The 17665-nt window shown below is 37.7% G+C and carries 21 protein-coding genes; 15 read left to right on the top strand and 6 right to left on the bottom strand.

Translation table 11 applies throughout. The annotated features are described in order from the left end of the window. Window positions 1-55: 55 nt before the first annotated feature. Window positions 56-457: a YugN family protein gene (locus ACMGGO_RS18275; protein ID WP_004224795.1), complete on the bottom strand. Its 402-nt coding sequence runs from the start codon at window positions 455-457 to the stop codon at window positions 56-58. A gap of 147 nt (window positions 458-604) precedes the next feature. Between ACMGGO_RS18275 and ACMGGO_RS18270 the strand changes: the two genes are divergently transcribed. Both ACMGGO_RS18270 and ACMGGO_RS18265 read left to right on the top strand, forming a co-directional pair. Continuing rightward, complete coding sequence (locus tag ACMGGO_RS18270) at window positions 605-1759, top strand: CAP domain-containing protein (RefSeq protein WP_048394693.1); 1155 nt, start codon at window positions 605-607, stop codon at window positions 1757-1759. A 151-nt stretch (window positions 1760-1910) separates the two neighbouring features. Next, window positions 1911-3383: a UDP-N-acetylmuramoyl-L-alanyl-D-glutamate--2,6-diaminopimelate ligase gene (locus ACMGGO_RS18265; protein ID WP_048394690.1), complete on the top strand. Its 1473-nt coding sequence runs from the start codon at window positions 1911-1913 to the stop codon at window positions 3381-3383. Here ACMGGO_RS18265 and ACMGGO_RS18260 read toward each other — a convergent pair. Further along, entirely contained in the window at window positions 3364-3864 is a 501-nt protein-coding gene (locus ACMGGO_RS18260; RefSeq protein ID WP_066037197.1) for a PaaI family thioesterase, read from the bottom strand. The genes ACMGGO_RS18265 and ACMGGO_RS18260 overlap by 20 nt on opposite strands. Window positions 3865-3951: 87 nt before the next feature. Here ACMGGO_RS18260 and ACMGGO_RS18255 point away from each other — a divergent pair, with 87 nt between their 5' ends. After that, the gene (locus ACMGGO_RS18255) at window positions 3952-4398 is read left to right on the top strand and encodes a YlbF family regulator (RefSeq protein ID WP_004224800.1); all 447 of its coding nucleotides are present in this window, start codon (window positions 3952-3954) and stop codon (window positions 4396-4398) included. A 107-nt stretch (window positions 4399-4505) separates the two neighbouring features. Then, complete coding sequence (locus tag ACMGGO_RS18250) at window positions 4506-5558, top strand: tartrate dehydrogenase (RefSeq protein WP_259950995.1); 1053 nt, start codon at window positions 4506-4508, stop codon at window positions 5556-5558. Window positions 5559-5648: 90 nt separating this feature from the next. Here ACMGGO_RS18250 and ACMGGO_RS18245 read toward each other — a convergent pair whose 3' ends face one another. Beyond that, a complete protein-coding gene (locus ACMGGO_RS18245) occupies window positions 5649-6560 on the bottom strand; it encodes a glycerophosphodiester phosphodiesterase (RefSeq protein ID WP_420282118.1) in 912 nt (303 codons plus the stop codon). 400 nt (window positions 6561-6960) lie between these two features. On the opposite strand from ACMGGO_RS18245, the gene ACMGGO_RS18240 reads away from it, so the two are divergent. Beyond that, window positions 6961-7233 (top strand): YlbG family protein, encoded by a 273-nt coding sequence (locus tag ACMGGO_RS18240; protein ID WP_004224806.1) that lies wholly within the window; start codon window positions 6961-6963, stop codon window positions 7231-7233. 2 nt (window positions 7234-7235) lie between these two features. Here ACMGGO_RS18240 and ACMGGO_RS18235 read toward each other — a convergent pair whose 3' ends face one another. Next, window positions 7236-7625: a DUF7147 family protein gene (locus ACMGGO_RS18235; protein ID WP_036077099.1), complete on the bottom strand. Its 390-nt coding sequence runs from the start codon at window positions 7623-7625 to the stop codon at window positions 7236-7238. A 56-nt stretch (window positions 7626-7681) separates the two neighbouring features. On the opposite strand from ACMGGO_RS18235, the gene ACMGGO_RS18230 reads away from it, so the two are divergent. The 3 genes from ACMGGO_RS18230 (at window position 7682) to coaD (ending at window position 10234) form a co-directional block, all read left to right on the top strand. Beyond that, a complete protein-coding gene (locus ACMGGO_RS18230) occupies window positions 7682-9103 on the top strand; it encodes a hypothetical protein (protein ID WP_048394682.1) in 1422 nt (473 codons plus the stop codon). 71 nt (window positions 9104-9174) lie between these two features. Further along, complete coding sequence (gene rsmD / locus ACMGGO_RS18225) at window positions 9175-9741, top strand: 16S rRNA (guanine(966)-N(2))-methyltransferase RsmD (protein WP_048394681.1); 567 nt, start codon at window positions 9175-9177, stop codon at window positions 9739-9741. A gap of 1 nt (window position 9742) precedes the next feature. Next, window positions 9743-10234, top strand: a complete 492-nt coding sequence (coaD, locus tag ACMGGO_RS18220) for a pantetheine-phosphate adenylyltransferase (protein ID WP_004224812.1) — start codon at window positions 9743-9745, stop codon at window positions 10232-10234. Window positions 10235-10293: 59 nt separating this feature from the next. On the opposite strand, the gene ACMGGO_RS18215 is transcribed toward coaD, so the two are convergent. Continuing rightward, entirely contained in the window at window positions 10294-11193 is a 900-nt protein-coding gene (locus ACMGGO_RS18215) for a hypothetical protein (RefSeq protein ID WP_231595723.1), read from the bottom strand. Between the two features lie 118 nt (window positions 11194-11311). Here ACMGGO_RS18215 and ACMGGO_RS18210 point away from each other — a divergent pair, with 118 nt between their 5' ends. Beyond that, the gene (locus ACMGGO_RS18210) at window positions 11312-12358 is read left to right on the top strand and encodes a SepM family pheromone-processing serine protease (RefSeq protein ID WP_048394679.1); all 1047 of its coding nucleotides are present in this window, start codon (window positions 11312-11314) and stop codon (window positions 12356-12358) included. 44 nt (window positions 12359-12402) lie between these two features. Here the strand turns inward: ACMGGO_RS18210 and ACMGGO_RS18205 are convergent, their stop codons facing one another. Then, the gene (locus ACMGGO_RS18205; protein ID WP_259950993.1) at window positions 12403-13614 is read right to left on the bottom strand and encodes a nucleotidyltransferase; all 1212 of its coding nucleotides are present in this window, start codon (window positions 13612-13614) and stop codon (window positions 12403-12405) included. A 167-nt stretch (window positions 13615-13781) separates the two neighbouring features. Between ACMGGO_RS18205 and ACMGGO_RS18200 the strand changes: the two genes are divergently transcribed. The 6 genes from ACMGGO_RS18200 to ACMGGO_RS18175 all read left to right on the top strand — a co-directional run bounded on the left by ACMGGO_RS18200 (window position 13782) and on the right by ACMGGO_RS18175 (window position 17605). Further along, complete coding sequence (locus tag ACMGGO_RS18200) at window positions 13782-14315, top strand: YceD family protein (RefSeq protein WP_004224818.1); 534 nt, start codon at window positions 13782-13784, stop codon at window positions 14313-14315. Window positions 14316-14339: 24 nt separating this feature from the next. Beyond that, window positions 14340-14513: a 50S ribosomal protein L32 gene (rpmF, locus tag ACMGGO_RS18195; protein WP_004224819.1), complete on the top strand. Its 174-nt coding sequence runs from the start codon at window positions 14340-14342 to the stop codon at window positions 14511-14513. A 163-nt stretch (window positions 14514-14676) separates the two neighbouring features. Then, window positions 14677-15444, top strand: coding sequence for an enoyl-CoA hydratase/isomerase family protein (locus tag ACMGGO_RS18190; protein ID WP_305193122.1), 768 nt, complete (start codon window positions 14677-14679; stop codon window positions 15442-15444). A gap of 111 nt (window positions 15445-15555) precedes the next feature. Continuing rightward, window positions 15556-15933 (top strand): transcriptional regulator, encoded by a 378-nt coding sequence (locus tag ACMGGO_RS18185; RefSeq protein ID WP_004224822.1) that lies wholly within the window; start codon window positions 15556-15558, stop codon window positions 15931-15933. A 377-nt stretch (window positions 15934-16310) separates the two neighbouring features. Then, window positions 16311-17213 carry a ketopantoate reductase family protein gene (locus tag ACMGGO_RS18180; RefSeq protein WP_387254941.1) on the top strand — a complete coding sequence of 301 codons (903 nt, stop codon included), beginning with the start codon at window positions 16311-16313 and terminating at the stop codon, window positions 17211-17213. Next, window positions 17210-17605 (top strand): DUF3397 domain-containing protein, encoded by a 396-nt coding sequence (locus tag ACMGGO_RS18175; protein ID WP_048394673.1) that lies wholly within the window; start codon window positions 17210-17212, stop codon window positions 17603-17605. Before ACMGGO_RS18180 ends, ACMGGO_RS18175 begins: the two co-directional genes overlap by 4 nt. Window positions 17606-17665: the final 60 nt, after the last annotated feature.

Below are 17665 nucleotides of genomic sequence, written 5' to 3'. Positions count from 1 at the left end.
TTTACAACCATGAAGCTATTTACGCTTACTTGCCGTCACTTCAATGTACGAAAGATTAGCGTGCGTTAACAGGTTCAAAGTTATTTTTATTTGTAGGCTCGATTGAGAATTGATCTAACTCTAATTTAACCTTTTTTAAGATTTCTTCACATTTTTTTACAAGGTGTGCTGGATAAACCTCGTCATCTCCATATTCAACACCATGCGGATAATAGTATTTACCAAGGACTGGTTTCATTAATGTAAGGATAGCATCGTGTGCACCTACGTCACCAGAAATAGCATATGCGAATACGCGTAGGTAATAACGACCTTCACGAGTATCGAATCGTTTATCGAATGTCATACGCTCGTAATCCCAGCCGCCATCACATTCTAAACCATGTTTTTTCATAATGCTGACAAGTAGCTCTTGATCAGCTGTTAAATTTTCAAGGTTAGTATTTTCAAAATACATGTATAGTCCTCCTTTAGGTTCTCGTACAAAGTATACGCTCATTTTTATAATAGAGCATATTCGACATTGTTGCAATGACAACATTGTGTCAACCCAATTACAATTGATATAATAACTTACAATAATGGTGATGAAAAGGAGCCCTGTATGAAAGCTTTATTCCGCATTTTAATGGTTTGTGGTGCAGTTGCATTAATTGGTTTTATGTTTTTTAATACCCCTAAGGAAAATGAGCCACTAGAAGGCCCAAATACCAATTCGAATATCATACCTCAAACACAGCTAAAGCAGGAACCTGCAATAGGAGCAATGACACGTCCACAAACGGGTATATCCACATTGATAGGAAAAGGCACACAAACTGTTTTAGAACAATATGGGGAGCCTGCAAGAAAAGAGCCGTCTTCATTCGGTTATCAATGGTGGGTCTACAATGAAGACGTTTCAACTTTTTTTATGATTGGTATTGATAATAATATTGTGACACAAATTTACATAGCAGGACAAGAAATTGATGCATTTCCTTTTAAAGTAGGCCAAAAACGTGATGAAATATACAGAATGACGATCATTGATTATGAGGTAGCCGCCACTGTAGGCGAAAATATTTTCATTTTCTCAATGAGTGAAGAAGATATGCAAACAAGGCTGCTTATCAAATTTGATGGTCTTTATGCACAGCTTTACATAGATAGGGAGACAAGTGAGTTGCAAGGGATACGATATACAGACAGTGAAACACTTGTCCTTCATCAGCCATATGAAATGAGCTATCAAGGGGAGCTTGTTAGACGTGCTCCACCTTCCTCTTTCTTACAGCAAGAAATTGATGTGGCTAGTGCTAAACAATTAGACGATTTGCTAAATGTAACAAGAGTCCATCATGATTTACTTCCTTTAGAAATGGATGAATCATTGGAGGAAGCAGCAAGAATGCATAGTGAGGACATGAAGGTGCAAAATTTTTTAGCGCATGAATCTCCAACCTATGGTGATCTAAAAAAACGATTACAGACGCAAAAAATCGAGTATAGTGAAGCGAACGAAAACCTGGCAACTGCTTATTTTGATGCGATTGAAGCCATGCATGGCTGGACAAATTCTCCTGAACATAGAAAAGTTCTTTTGAATGATCGATATACACGCGTTGGTTCTGGCGCCTTTGTAGATTATTATACGCAAATATATCTTGAACCTACTACACAAGAAGTGGGTAGAGAAGAGCAAGATAATGAAGAGACGAAAAATGAAAAACAAGATAGCGAAGAATCTACAGATAAATCAAATCAAACCTTACCATAACAGAAGAATATTCAGATGAAGACAAGCTTTCAACAGACGGGCTTGTCTTCATTTTTTATGTGGAGTTTCTCCTTCTTTTAGGCTTCTACATTTTTCGTCACACCGTTACAAACGCCATCATATGATAGAGAACTGAAAGGGGGAATGAGGTTTGCAATTAGCAGAGTTATTAAAAGACTGGCCATGTAGCGTGACGGGAGGATCTATACGGACAGAAATTACTGGTGTAGAGGACTATGCACAGGCGGTACAACCTGGTGATATATTTATTGTGCGAAAAGGTAAAAAAACATCGGGAAGTCGGTTTGTCAAAGAGGCATTGGCACGTGGAGCTGCTGCCATCGTTTCAGAAGAAAGTATCTCTTTGCCAATAATAGATAAAGAAATTCCTTTTGTATGGGTTCCAAATACAGCATTATTTTTATCGTATGCAAGTGCGAAGCTTGCTGCTTTTCCAGCAGAAGCTTTAACTGTTATCGCCATTACAGGTACAAATGGAAAGACGACAGTGAGCCATTTTGTTAGTCAGCTTCTAAATGCACTACATAAACATGCAGCAGTTATTGGAACGGTTGGCTTTTTCATCAATGGTGAGAAACAACAAACGGCTTATGAGCAATTAACAACATTGCAAGCTAAAGAATTACACCCCATTCTTAAGCAATGTGTGCGAAAAGGTGTGACCCATGTTGTATTAGAAGCTTCTTCAATGGGGTTGCAGCAGCATAGGCTCGATCATTGTGACATTGACTGTGGTGTATTTTTAAATTTATCAGAAGATCATTTAGAAGATCATGGAGGTTTAGAAGCTTATAAACGTGCCAAGAAACGTTTAGCGGATTTATCAAAAAAGCTAGTATTAAATGGAGATGATAATTTTTGCCGTTCTGTTGGTATTTATGATAAGAAAAAATCTTGCTCATTTGGTTTTGATAATCACAATGATTTACATATTCAAATCGTCAGTGAATCAGTTGGAAAAACCGTACTTTGTTTACAGACTTCCGCGAGTGAGCATATTGTAGAAATTCCTTTTGTCGGTAAATACCATGTGCAAAATGCTGTTGCATCCTTAATGGCTGTATGGCGCTTAGGTGTCCCTATGGAAGATATAGTTGGACATATGTGGTCGTTAAGGCTACCAGAGGGCAGGCTAGAGAAGATTGAAAATCCATTAGGAATTGATGTTTATGTAGATTATGCCCATACAGCAGAAGCATTGCAAGCGGTATTGCAAACCTTTGATCGCTCTAAAACAATTTACCTTGTCTTCAGTTGTGGAGGAAATCGAGACAAGGCGAAACGCTTTGCAATGGGGGCAGTAGCAAGTAAATATGCTGATGTTATTTATTTAACAACAGATAATCCTCGTGATGAAGATCCTATTGTGATTAATGAAAGTATTATTGCTGGATTTACAGAGCAACAATATTATGAAATTTATTTAGATCGCAAACTTGCGATCCATCAAGCATTAGCAAAGGCAGAAAAGGGAGACATTGTCCTTGTTGCCGGAAAAGGGCATGAACAAACACAGCAAATTAAAAATCAAAAGTTCCCTTTTTCCGATCAACAATGTATTAAAGACTATTTTGCGAGTTTAATTACGGACGACGCTGAATAACGAAGAAAGATCCTGTAGCAATGGCAAGCCTTCGACCAGTCTCATCTTCAACATCACATTCCATGACAAGCGTTTGGCGTCCCTTATGAACAAAACGACCACGTGCAATCAATTCTTTATTTGTAGTGGTAGCAATATACGATATATTCATGTTCGTAGTAACTACATTATAGCCCTCAGGCACAGAGCGCGAAGCAAGCCCTCCCATAGCGGCATCAGCAATCGTTGCAACAATACCTCCGTGTGGCACCTTTATCGTATTATGGATGACCGGTGTAATAGGGATACGGACCTCACTGACCTCAGGCTCAAATTTACCTACCATATGTAAAGTAGCATTAATATAACGACGGTGAATGCCTTGCTGTTTCTCCCGTAGGCCATTTAAAAGATGTAATAAAACTTCTTCATCTTCCTCGGTACTGTCTTGTAAAATCTCGGCCACTAACTGTTCAACCTGCTCCTTAGATGTTGTCATCATTTGGAAAACCTCTTTCATTAAAATTATCATTAATGTAAAATTACCATAAAATCTGTTATGATGGGAAAGAGATTGGGGGAATTAAAGATGATGATGACCTCTGACTGGGTAATCATTTTGGATGAGGCGGAAGCGCTTTGTGAGATGATTCTTTCCTCAGAACCTGCGATGGCGCTACAACAAGCGTATGAAGCTGTATATAGTGATGCACAAATTGTAGAGGCTATATATGCATTTAATCGCATGAAAGAGCAGTACGAAGATGTACAACGTTTCGGAAAATATCATCCGGACTACCATACAATTATGAAGTCGATTCGCCAACAGAAAAGGGCACTTGACTTAAATGAGAAAGTTTCAGCCTTGAAAATTGCTGAAAACGATTTTCAGGATTTACTGGATGAGATTAGCCTATTAATAGGAAAAACGGTCTCTGAAGCGGTAAAAGTTCCTGTTAGTAATCCATTCTTTGCATCTGGTTCATCTTGTGGAGGTGGATGTGGCTCGGGCGGTTCATGCTCTTGCTCAGCGTAAATAGGATGTGTATATAACATATCTCTTCTAGACTGTAGACAACTCGAAGGCAATAACTGAGTTAGTTTACAGTCTTTTTTATAATTAAATTCAAGGAGGAAGCATTAATGAAAACTTATCGAATTGCCGTAATACCTGGGGATGGAATAGGAAAAGAGGTTGTGCCAGCTGCAATAAAAGTTCTTGATCAGGCAGCGTTGTTAGATGGACGCTTTCAATTTGAATGGACAATTTTTCCATGGGGCTGTGAATACTATTTAGAGACAGGAAAAATGATGCCTGATAATGGCATTGAGCTGTTAAAACAGTATGACCAAATATTTTTAGGTGCAGTTGGTATGCCTAACTTGGTTCCGGATCATGTATCATTATGGGGCCTTCTCATTAAAATTCGACGTGAGCTACAGCAATTTATTAATGTACGACCTGCAAAGCTACTTCAAGGGTTACCATCACCTTTACGACAACCAAATGATTTTGATTTTATTGTTGTAAGGGAAAATTCTGAAGGGGAGTATGCTGAAAGCGGAGGAAGAATACATAGTGGACAAGATGAGGTGGCAATCCAAAATGCTGTTTTTACAAGAAAGGGTACAGAACGGGCGATGCGCTATGCATTTGAATTAGCCAAAACACGTAATGGACATGTGACAAGTGCTACAAAATCAAATGGGATTACATATAGCATGCCTTTTTGGGATGAAGTGTTTACTCAAGTAGGAAAAGAATATGAAGAGGTAGGTCAAGCATCTAATCATATTGATACACTAGCGGCATTTTTAGTGATGAAGCCAGAAAATTTTGATGTTATCGTAGCATCGAATTTATTTGGGGATATTTTGACAGATCTAGGCGGTGCCATTATGGGAAGCATTGGTATTGCACCTGCAGCAAATTTAAACATTGAAGGGCTATATCCATCAATGTTTGAACCTGTCCATGGTTCTGCACCAGATATAGCTGGTCAAGGAATTGCCAATCCTATTGGACAAATTTGGACAGGTAAGATGATGCTCGATTTTCTTGGTTATCAAGATGTGGGAACAAGGATATTGAATGCTATAGAGCAAACATTAGCGCGGGGTATAAAAACGCCTGATTTGGGTGGAGCTGCCACACTACAAGAAGTAACTGATGCAATCATAGATTATTTAACTTAAGTATTACTGTAATGGGAAGTAATAATGGATCTAACATTTACATGAAAGGGAAGCACATCAGTTCAGTGTGCTTCCCTTTCATTCCTAGTCTTATTTAGACTCTTGAACTTGTAATAACTCAACTGCAATATCCGGACGATCTGTAATAATGCCCTTTGCTCCATTATTGAGTAATTTTTTCATCGTATCTAGGTCATTGATTGTCCAATAGTGGACAGGAATATTGAGGTTGTTTAAAAACTGAATAAATTTAGGAGAATCTAATGCAATAACCCCTGACTTTGGAGGGATTTGAAAAACATCCACTTTAGGGTGATATAAATGTCCAAACTGACTTGAGAAAGAAGCAAATGCTTTTCTGACATCTGATTCACCTGCACCAAGTGCTACTTGATTTTGAGCATATAAATTAAAACGATCTATTTGCTCACCATAAAAGCTTGTCATAACAACACGATGTTCAGCTTGAAGTTCTTCAATTAAGCGCCAAAGTTTAGAAGGCATCAGACTCCCTTCGTACGTATCAGGAGCATCTTTGATATCAATGTTGATTAACATATTTGGATAGGCTTCAAGCAACTCTCGTAAAGTTACGACTTTTAATTTATCCTCTCGATATGGGAAATTTCCCTCTAAATCTTCAAATTGGTAGCCGTGGTTCAAGGCATTGATTTCTGCCAACGTCATATCTGCAATGAGACCATAGCCATCCGTTGTACGTTCAACTGTCTCGTCATGGAAAACAATAATTTCCTCATCTTTTGTTAGGCGAATGTCGATTTCAAAGCCATCGACACCTAGCTGTGCAGCTTTTTCAAATGCAACCATTGTATGTTCTGGTGCTAAAAGAGCTCCGCCACGATGTGCAAGAATTATGGGGCGTTCGAATTGTAATGCTTGTTTACCTTCGCGTTGCTGTGGTTTTGAAATAGCTTTACTGCCTGCCCAAGCTGCTGCACTTGCTGCTGCAATTGCAAGCGCAATTTTTGTTTTCTTACCCATATTCGTCCTCCTTAACAATTATCCTCATATAAAAAGTAGTAGTGAATTCATTGTTTAATCAATAGTAGTAAGTACAGGGCCTACTATTAAAATTAGTTATATAAGTGAATGATGATTTTTTTATGCCGATTTTTGCCATCCTATTTGAAAAACAATCATTATGGAGGTGCAAATGTCTTGTAAAGGGTTCATTTGAGGCATGATCATCTTTCAGCATTCTTCTGTTCCTGTAATGATGCTACAATTGAATTTAATTAAAACAACTGATTCATCTTCACGATGTTCAACGTCGTATGCTTTTCCATTATAACGGAAAATTGAGCGTTCTGTCAGCTAAACTCTGTTGCTATCATTTTCTGGTCTATGGTATTCTTTTATGTAAGAAATGAGGGAATCCACTATGAACGAACGACAAGGGCTAATCGTTTACGTCCATCAATTAAAACATGCGAAGTCACTTCGGAAATATGGTCATGTTCTTTATATTTCTAGAAGGCAAAAATACGTAGTGCTTTACTGCGATCGTGAGGATATTGACATGATGACAACAAAACTACAACGCCTTCCATTTGTGAAAGACGTTGTGGCGTCTTATCGTCCTTTTGTAAAAACTGAATATGAAAATGCAAAACCAGATAAAGCAAAGGAATATGACTACAAAGTAGGTCTATAAACTTATGTTAATGCAGGTATATAGTTATTTAGTCTTAATATACCTATTAAGTATTGATAAAATAGTTTTGATTCCGAAAATATAGATGAGTGCTTTATTTCTACAACTACTGCTTTTCGACCGAGTTGTTCTATTTGTGCTTCAAACATTTTTTGTCGCTGTGTTGGCTGTTCTTCATTGTATGGGATGCCTTCTCGACAAATATAAATAGGCATGAACTTACTTTCGCCGACTGGTTTAAGGGCGACAGCTAAAGAAATCACCTTCTTGTCTTCTTTTGTAGATGTTAGTAAAAAGGCTTGATGAAAACGTTCCTGGTTGGTTTTAATAATTTCGAGTAGCTCGTAAACATCACCATAGCCTTCACCTAATTCTATAAATTGTTGTGGCATAATAATTGCACATCCTTTCCAATATTCATAGTATCATGCTGCGGGAGGTCAAGCACATGAAATTTGCATTAAGCTTTTTTTCTATTTTAGCACTAATCATTACAGGAACGGTATTTTTCCAATACCATGCTTATTCATCTGATTTAGAAACAGGCATAGGGGATTTTCATTATTCTCAGGAAATAGAAATTGTCTATCGCGAAAATAGCTTAGATATTCGTCAACATTTTAAAAACCTACCAAATCAAAAGGTGAAAATTAAATGGCCTGAAAAAGCAACAAACGCTAGTTGCTTTATTGAAAATGAAAAAAGCTGTGATCGTTTATCAGATGAAGTTTCTTACTTTGCAAAAGGGGAGACAAAATCACAATCTGTGTCATACATAATTCCAATTGAGGGTGGCTTAAAAAATAAGATGCTCCTTCAAAATGTTTTTGCTACACTTATAAATGGTGAAGCATCGTATTCAATTGTTTCAATTTCTACAGACAGTAAGGTGAAAGGACAATGGGTTACGGGTTTGCCCCTAGTAGGTCAACAACAACTTGTACTTGTCAATTACACAATGTTTAGAGGAAACGGTACTGTTCAAGATTTATATTGGCAAGCCGGGGAGCTTAAAGCGCAAGAACAGACACCGGTGTTATCAATTTATGCCCAGCAAGAAGTCCCTAATGATTTTCTAAAGTCATTAAAAAATTTACAGCTTCTAAGTGATGAGCATATTGCAATTATTCAAGAAAAAAGTCCAGTAGCAGTTCATGACGAAAGATTGTTATTTTTACCAACACTTACTGCACAAGCTGTAGAGCAAGAAGTAATTTTATCACAAATCAAATCACAATATAATTTTGTAGATTCCCCAGAATGGTTGCCTGAGGTTGTGGCATCCTATTTAATAAGCGATCCAATTGGTGGAGAAAAAACAAAGAAAATCATCAAGACATTAAATGATTACATGACGGATGCTCAACAACAAGCTTGGCAGGAAACATTGAAAAAGCTTGGAGATGAATCGATTTCACCAGATACAATGGACAAGTACTTATCACAGGTATTAGATGCCAAGACATCTTATTTTACATTAAATGCAGCTCAGCAAAATGGAACCTATCCACTTTTATTTGAGGATGCACGTGATGTCTATGTGGATGATACATTGAAGGAAGATGTTCATGTTATTCTCTATGAGGGACAGGTATTGTATACGGCAGATACATTATTGCCTTACCTCGGCTACTCAGCTGCGGAAGGAAAGAATGGCTATTATGTAAATAGTGAGCATCGTACATTCCGTTTCCCTAAAGAGCCTGGATTTTATGTATTCAACCAGCGTAGGTATTCGACTATCTCTGAACCAATCATTAAGATTGCTGATCATTATTATGTAGAAGAAGCTTGGTTACAGCGATTATTCCTAGTTGAACTACAAAAAAAGGATGAGCGTATTCAAGTATTAAAACAAGAGCAACAATAACTTTTGCAGCGGAGGGCCAACCTTTCGCTGCAAAATACTTTATATAGACGAAAGTACGGTGAGATGCTGATATGAGAGTTGTAGCAGGAGAGCGCAAAGGAATGCCGCTTAAAGCAATAGCAGGAAATACGACAAGGCCTACAACTGACAAAGTAAAGGAGTCCATTTTTAATATAATTGGGCCATTTTTTGATGGAGGTTTAGCGTTAGATCTGTTTGCTGGAAGCGGTGGCTTGGGGATTGAATCATTAAGTAGAGGAGCAGAACGTGCTATTTTTATTGAGAAAGATCCTAAAGCATTCCAGGTGCTACAAGAAAATATAAAAAAATGCCGTTATGAAGAATATACAGAGCTTTTTCGTATAGATGCAAAGCGCGCTGTGAAAGCGCTATTAAAGCGTGATATTACATTTAAACTCGTTTTTTTAGATCCACCTTACCATCAGCAGGAATATTATGACCTCGTACAGATTTTGGTCGATAACCGTAAAATACAACAAGATGGTATTATTTTATGTGAACATGCAAAAGAGATAGGATTACCTCAAAATTTTGGGGAGTTTGTTTTAACAAGACAAGAAACCTATGGCGGAACAATTATTTCTGTTTATCGCTGTACAGAGGAAGAGGGAGAATAAGTTGTCTGAAAAAATTGCTGTAGTTCCTGGAAGTTTTGACCCTGTAACATTCGGCCATTTAGATATAATTAAACGTGCGGCTGATGTGTTTGATATCGTATATGTAGCAGTATTAAACAATTCAGCAAAGAATCCTTTGTTTTCTGTAGAGGAACGTATGGCTTTGATGGCTGAAGTGACAAAAACCTTACCTAATGTTCGTATAGAGAGTTCTTCAGGCTTATTGATTGATTATGCTAAGGAAAAAAAGGCGAAGGCAATTGTTCGTGGCTTACGAGCAGTTTCAGATTTTGAATATGAGATGCAAATTACATCTATGAACCGTTTCCTTGATGAAACAATCGAAACATTTTTCATCATGACGAAAAATCAATATTCATTCCTAAGTTCTAGTATAGTAAAAGAGGTTGCGAAATACGGTAGTGATGTTAACGAGCTAGTCCCTACATGTGTCGTAAAGGCTTTAAAAGAAAAATATGGTTTTACACAATAAGGATGCAGAGGATGTCAAAAGAACGATGACATCCTCTTTTTTGATATTTAGAGCGATTGTTATTTTAGAAAAAATAGAGCATAAATAGTTGGTACAATGATTATGCTAAGGAGGCGGAATTTAATATAAGGTCGTACAGAAAGTTTTGCAGATTTGGCGATAACAAAAATTTGTAAGTGAATACTTATACTTTGCATCGTTAACAAAATCACAACAAGTAAATGGATATAAGGAAGATCTGGAAATGCTGTAACTGTCATTTTAAGACCGTTCGTTACCTCCAGAACAGCTGCTATGGAAAGCTCAATCGTATAGGGAAGCTTTGGTATCAGCTGATCTAAGCCTTGTTGTACAATGGTTTGAATCGTTGTGAAAAAGATGATGGTTGTACCAACTAGTAGAATGGTTGGGGCTGTTTCTTTAATACTTTCCGAAAATGGAGCACTATAGAGTGGTGTGTTGTGTACGGAGATATTAGGTGAATCAGTTTTGCGAAAGAAAAAGTAGCCAGTTACTAGGCAACAAATATTAAACGTATGTAGTAAACATAAAAACAACCATCCAAACGTATTACTGTGTAGTAAATCAAGGCTTACAAAACCTAATACAAAAAGTGGACTAGGTGCATGACAAACAGCTAGCAAGAAATTTGCCTCTTTAGGGTGTAATTGACCACTATTTTTCAAATAAACAATAGTGGTTGCACCAGTTGGATAGCCTCCAAGAGCACTAATAATATAGGCTTGTACGTATAAAGAAGCCCTTTTTGTTTTGGTACGCATAGGGGCTGTTAAACGCAGAAGCCATTGTGTTAACACAAGATACGGCAATAAGTACGGAAAAAGTGCTTCCATGAAAAGATTTAAGCCTAAATCAGTACCACTGTGAGCGGTTTGTGGGAATAACAAGAGTAAGAGAATTAGAATTACGCAGAGCACTATTTGAATTGTAGCAAACATGTTATCATCTCGTTTCAACTTTTTGTCATTCACATAGGCAAATGCTAAAATCAATATATGTGAGAAAGGCAAAAACATGAACGTATGGTTTTGCAAGCGTCCTAGGAGGTGTTTTCAAGTGAAGAAAAAAATTAGTATTTATGCAGTGTTGATAGTCGTGATTTGTTTTATGATGTTATACCGACTAGACGCGTATATTATGAAACCTGGCAGTGCCTATGATGTCAGTAAATTTGTTACTGTGGATAGTAAAGAGGCAGATAGTGAGGGGTCTTTAAGTTTAATGACAGTTGCTATGCAGCAAGCCACACCATTTTCGTATTTGTGGGCGAAAGTTCAAAAATATCAAAAGCTAATGGATATTGAACAAGTACGAAATCCTTTAGAGGATGATGAGGAATATAATATTCGACAGTTAAAGTTAATGTCTGATTCACAATTTAATGCCAAATATGTAGCCTTCCAAAGAGCAGGGCTAGAGACAAAGGTACTTTTTAATGGTGTATTCATATTAAACGTTTTAGACGGAGGAGCTTCGGACGGTATTTTAAAAGCGGGTGATGAAATTGTCGAGGTTGATGGACAAAGAATAACTAGCCAGCAAATGCTTGTGGATCTATTAAAACCTAAGCAGCTTGGCGATAAGGTAACCATTCAATTTATACGTAATGAAGAACAACACCAGGAGACTATTACACTACAGGAAATTCCTAACGCCCAAGAACATAGAGCGGGTTTAGGTATTTCTTATACTGAAAGCAAATCGATTGAAACTAATCCGAAAGTGACGATGAAAACAGAGGATATAGGGGGACCTTCTGCTGGACTGATGTTTACACTTGAAATATTAGACCAATTACTTGATGAAGATTTAACAAAAGGCTATGCAATTGCTGGAACAGGTGAAATGCTAATAGATGGATCTGTTGGAAGAATTGGTGGAATAGACTATAAGGTTATTGCCGCTGATCGTGACGGCATGGAAATCTTTTTTGCACCAGATGATGAAATCTCTCAAGAAATGAAAGCGAAGTACCCAGAGCTAGAATCGAATTATGCAACGGCTGTCAAAACGGCCAAAGAGATTAAAACAAAAATGAAAATCGTTCCAGTGAAGAGCGTTGACGATGCTATCAATTATTTAAAGCAACTTCAACCAAAATAATATAAAGGGATGCTAAAAGGACTTTAGCATCCCTTTTGATGTCTTTAGCAACGAATAGGTGGTGTTTGATAATCCTTCGGCAGCGTAAAATCCTTTGTTCCTTGCTCGATACTTAAATTATAAAGCTCTGCTGAATGTATATCGATAGCTAACATCGCATCATTTGTAGCTGCAACTCGACTGATTAAGGGTAATTCTATATTCTTTTTTTGCTGACCTAAATAAGCTTGTCCTGTCGAACTCATACCCAATAGCCGAATAAAAGAGGGCGCGTTAAAACTTTGAAGCTGCTTTTTGGTAAACCCTGTATAGATATGTGTTATCATCCGTTGAAGGCGGGTCCAAGTATAACGCTTAGATTTTATTTTTTCCATAAAGCTATAAAATGTAGAGCTGTTTTTGGCTGCTTTTACAATTGCGTTTTCTATGCCCTCTGTTACTTCTGCATAACGAGTAAGTTCTGAAGGGGTATGTCTTATAATGGTGAACTGTAATAACGGCCAAAATGTTTCCCAGCTTGCAAATTGGTTATACTTTGTATGCCAGTCTGTTAAATAATCAAAAGTAGCTGTAGGAACAACATTTTGTACACTTTGTAAAGAATTTGTAGAGGCAAGGGCTTTACGTATGCCAGTGGCACTGGCGATCGATGCATCTTCCTTTAATGCATCATGATATCCTGCTGCAACGCGAGGAATTGTTAATGGTTTAATGTTGCTGTTAAGTGCCCTCGCTGCTTCAAGATAATGAAAGCCCAATATATTATTTGGTTGTGCAAGATCGATGTATGGAGCAGGGTACATCTGAGAAAGCTGTTCATAGGCGTAATGTAGGCTTTTTGGGTAGCTGGCACCTGTTTTAAGGCTGTCTTTAATGAACAGGTCATATTCTGCACGGTGGCTGTCAATCAGCTCGAAAGTGTTTAGAAAGGGCTGTATAGAGCCGTCTTCACTTCCAAAGGCAAAAGAGTTGCAACCAACAGCACTTAATAAGGAAATGGCTCCTTTTGCGAAATCTGTAGCAGGTGCTGTACTATAGACATAAGGCAGTTCAATAACAATATCTACACCGCCAGAAAGCGCCATTTTAGTACGTGTCCATTTATCTACCATGGCAGGTTCTCCACGTTGTAAAAATGTGCCGCTCATAACAGCGATTACGAGATCTGCCTGTGCTGCTTTTTTAGCCTGTTCTAAATGATAAGCATGTCCGTTGTGAAAAGGATTATATTCAACAACAATTCCAACTGCTTGCATGCTTCTCCCCCTTATAATTTGTGTCTTTATTTTAAACTGTTAGGAGTAAATACACTTCTCATAGTATATAATTATAGGTGGGTTTTAAAGTGGTGACAAGAAATTATCTTGACATCTATTTTTACACATTATATAATCAACAGTGTTGTCTCGAGGTGATTAAACGAATGAAATGGTCAATTCATCAATTATCTAAATACCGCCAAAACGGGATGCCAATCGATGCCTTTGTCCAGCTGGATGAAGTGATGGAGCGAAACCAGGATATTCGAGCAATTTCGCCCGTTCATGTAAAAGGGCTATGTACTTTTGGTGCATCGCAAATGACATGTCAGTTAACTGTGACAGCAACGTTAACACTACCATGTGCTCGCACATGGGAGGATGTTGAGTTTCCAATTGAAGTTGAGACAGTTGAAATTTTTAGCTGGATTGACGAAGATAAACGAGGAGACGATGACGGAGACATTCACTATATTGACGGTGAAGTCATCGACATGAAACCGGTTCTTGAGGAATTAGTTTTGCTTGAGGTACCAATGCAAGTGTTCAAGGAAGATTCTGAAGGACAAGTGCATGGTGGTAAAAATTGGTCTTATGCAACAGATGAAGACGTAGAGCTACACAAAAAAGCTGACGAACAAAAAGTGGATCCAAGACTAGCTGCTTTAGCTAAGTATTTTGATCAAACAGACGAATAGACGATCTGTAAGGAGGTGCCATCAATGGCTGTACCATTTAGAAGAACTTCTAAAACTGCAAAAAGAAAGCGTCGTACGCATTTCAAATTATCTGTACCTGGTATGGTAACTTGCCCTAACTGTGGTGAGGCTAAATTATCACACCGTGTTTGCAAAGCTTGCGGACAATACAAAGGTAAAGAAGTAGTAAGCAAATAATACAGTGTTTGCTCACTTAAAAGGCTAGTAGAGAGACCATGGCTCTTTACTAGCCTTTTTGTTTGCTTAAAAAGACGGAATATTTCGTTGATTATGAAGTTCTTTACAATAGTGAAATAATTGTGTGATACAATTTATTCATTGCGACAAAGGGGGTAGTAATATGTCTTATACGATTGACAATCATGATGGCATTATGACGTTTACCATTAACCGTGAAGAGAAACGGAATGCTGTCAATGATGATGTGATGAACGGTCTTCAAGAAGTCATTACATATATTCGTGGGCATGAAGATGTGCGTTTCTTAGTAGTGACTGGTGCTGGCGATAAATCGTTTTGCTCAGGAGGGGATTTATCTGAGTTTCATTCTTTGGAAACAGAGGATGAGGCGTTTGGTATGTTAAGTAAGATGGGGAAAATATTATATGACCTTGCTACGCTTCCTGTACCAACTATAGCACTTATAAATGGTACCGCTGTTGGAGGGGGCTGTGAGATTGCAACAGCTTGTGATTTTCGTTTAGTAGCTAGCCATGCGAAATGTGGATTTATCCAAGGAACACTAGCCATTACAAGTGGCTGGGGTGGCGGTACATATTTATTTGAACGAGGTTTGCGTCATGATCGTGCGATGAAGATGCTCGTGGATGCGAAGCCTTACCCTGCGCAATTATTATATGAGATAGGATGGGCTATGCGTGTTTTTGAAGGCTCAAAAGAAGATGCCTTGAACGATTTTATTGAACATATGCGAAAAATTCATCCTTCTGTTCATAAAGCTTATAAGGAGATTGAGCTTAGAAAGTGGCGTGAACGAAATATGTATGAGCGTGTGATGGAAGAAGTTCGTACCTGTGCAAAGTTGTGGGAAAGTGAAGCGCACCATCAAGCGGTTAATAATTTCTTGACAAAGAAGAATAATAAGTAATGTATAAAGACAGTGTTGAGAGTGAAAACATCATCACTGTCTTTTTTCATGCAATGATTCTATTTTGCTTGCTTTTGCATATAGTAGTAAAAAATGCGAGGGTGATAGATTATGGAATTGAAAAAAAGAAAAGATCAATGGACAAAGGAAGATGATGAAAGACTAGCAGAAATCGTATTGCATAATGTGCAAAATGGCAAAACACAGCTAGAGGCCTTTGAAATGGCGGCCATAGAACTAGGTCGTACAAAACAAGCGTGTGGCTTCCGATGGAATAAAACATTGCGTGGTCAATATAGTCAGTCACTACTAGCTGTGCGAAATCAGCCCCAACAATCTATGCGAAGTCATTTGAAATTAGCGTTGACAAGTTTTGACGAATTAACGGAGGCTTATCAAACGCTTGAAATGAAGCATCGGGAATTGCAAAATGAGCATGAGAAGCTAGTGAAATGGCTTCAGCAAGGTTATTCATTAATGAAAGATTAAAATTATGATTACGTGGTTTTTGGAACATGAATTACATTGCTTTTCTTTTATGGACATAAAACCCTTTCTGTATATCGTCAATAATCAGTCTATCCTGTATAATAAAAGAACCTGCGTAGAAGGTGCCTTAGATGTATTCTAAGGCACCTTATTCTTATAGTTTTATGAATGTATACTATTCAGAGGTGAAGCATCAGATGGGTGTTTTAAAGTCTACTGTTATAGGAGGCATGCCAAAAAGTGCGTCACCCTTTTTGATGGTGTGAATAGTATCGTGTTGCTTCAAAGTATCACAGAGTGTTTTGAGTATTTTGGAATAATATGGATGTGGTGACATCGAGGAACATTGATCAGTAAAGATGGAAAGGGTGTAGACAATGAAAGTAGCGATAATTGGAGCAGGGGCAGTTGGTCAATTAACAGCAAGTTTTTTAGCGGAGTCTGGTGTACCAGTAACGTTGGTTGCCAGAAGGCAGGAACAAGTAATTGAACTAAATGCCAAGAAGTTAACACGTATCAACGTTGATGGGACTAAAACTGTGCAAAGGATTGTTGCTACTACAGATTTGGCTAATCTACCAAAGCAAGATTTACTAGTGATTGCTGTTAAATACGGACATTTGCAAAAGCTCTACAATCAATTAGCCTTATTCTCAAGTGAAATGCCGTTGCTTTTTATGCAAAACGGCTTAGCGCATTTTGAGGAGGCACTACTCTTGCCACAAAAAAATATCGCCTTTGGTTCAGTGACCTTTGGAGCTCAATTGTTGGACCATTCAACGGTTCAACATAGAGGAGTAGGGCTATTTAAAATAGCAATAGAACGAGGAGAACACCAGGCTTTTCAACAGCTACTACAATTACAACGTTCCTTATTTCCTATTGAATTGGCTAGTAAAGCAGAGCAAATGCTTTTTGCAAAAGCGGTACTTAATAGCTTAATTAATCCATTGACAGCTGTATTGCAAGTAAAGAACGGAGAGTTAGTGACTAATCAACAAGCATTTTTACTGCTAGAAAATATTTATCGAGAGCTTACGGAAGCTTTTGAAGATATTGAACACACCATATCTTTTAGTGATGTGATAGACTTATGTAGGAAAACGGCCAACAATACTTCATCTATGCTAGCGGATCGTCTGCAGGGGAGAAAAAGTGAAATCGAAACAATTGTTGGTGTCATTCTAAATAAAGCTTTAGCAAACGGTCATAATTTACCTACTTTGCGTACTTTATATCATCAAGTGCTTGCAATAGAGGAGAGCGGTGAAAGAAGTTGAAAGACCTTTTACATATAGTTATTAGTATCATTATTTTTTGTCCAATTGTTCTTTTCGTAATTGTTTATCTGGTTGGCAGGAAAGTTAAAATTCGAGGCACACATGCTTTTGGAGCAGCCTCTGATGTTACGACATTGTGCTTGTTTTTTTCTGTTCCGTTAGCTATCGGTGTGCTTTGGCGTGTGAATGTTGGGGCGCTTTTAGTGATCCTTGCGATAATGATGGCCATGATTTTTACATATATTGATTGGCGGACTAAAAAGGAAATAGAAGTAAAGCCGTTATTAAAGAAAATTTGGCGTTTTTTATTCTTAATACTTAGTACAGCTTATCTGGTGATATGTATCGTGGGTGTTATCCAATCCATTATGGAATATTTACAGGTTGTCTAAGCATTTTCTTTTCATGTTGAAGCTTTAAGCGTTAAAATAATAGCATTAAAATAGTTATAA

The sequence above is a fragment of the Lysinibacillus sp. BNK-21 genome, assembly GCF_048684915.1.
In the GTDB taxonomy this organism is placed as follows: domain Bacteria; phylum Bacillota; class Bacilli; order Bacillales_A; family Planococcaceae; genus Lysinibacillus; species Lysinibacillus capsici.
This window is presented reverse-complemented; position numbering and strand designations above follow the sequence as displayed.